General features: G+C 71.5%; 1 pseudogene. It reads right to left on the bottom strand.

Going from position 1 to position 358, the window contains the following annotated elements:
- Positions 1 to 358: pseudogene (locus ASC93_RS29635) on the bottom strand (hypothetical protein); the annotation flags it as partial.

The following is a 358-nucleotide window of genomic DNA, read 5'->3' as shown; positions in this document are numbered from 1 at the left end:
CTCGGCCTGCGCGTACACGGTCTTGCCGTCGGTGCCTTCGATGCTGACGGTCAGCGGCACGCCGCCGGCGCCGGCGGTTTTGGCGTAGAAGCTGGCGCGGTAGCGGGTGTTCGGCTTCACCGGAATGCCCCAGTAGCCGGCGTTGGCGATGCCGACCCGGTGGCCCTGCGCGGCGCGCGCGGCGTCCAGGCGCAGGCTGGTGGTCAGGGCGGTGGCGGGGACGGGAAAGCGCCGGTCGAGCGCGATCGCGGCGCTGCCGCCGGCATCCTGCACCACCGACCAGTGCACCGGCGTCTTGTCGTCATCCTTGAAGACGCGGTTGCGCACCAGTTCCGCGTACAAGCCGCCATCGTAGGAG

This window comes from Massilia sp. Root335, from assembly GCF_001425685.1.
In the GTDB taxonomy this organism is placed as follows: Bacteria; Pseudomonadota; Gammaproteobacteria; order Burkholderiales; family Burkholderiaceae_D; genus Telluria; species Telluria luteola.
The sequence above is the reverse complement of the archived record's forward strand: the minus strand, read 5'-3'. Positions and strand labels throughout refer to the sequence as shown.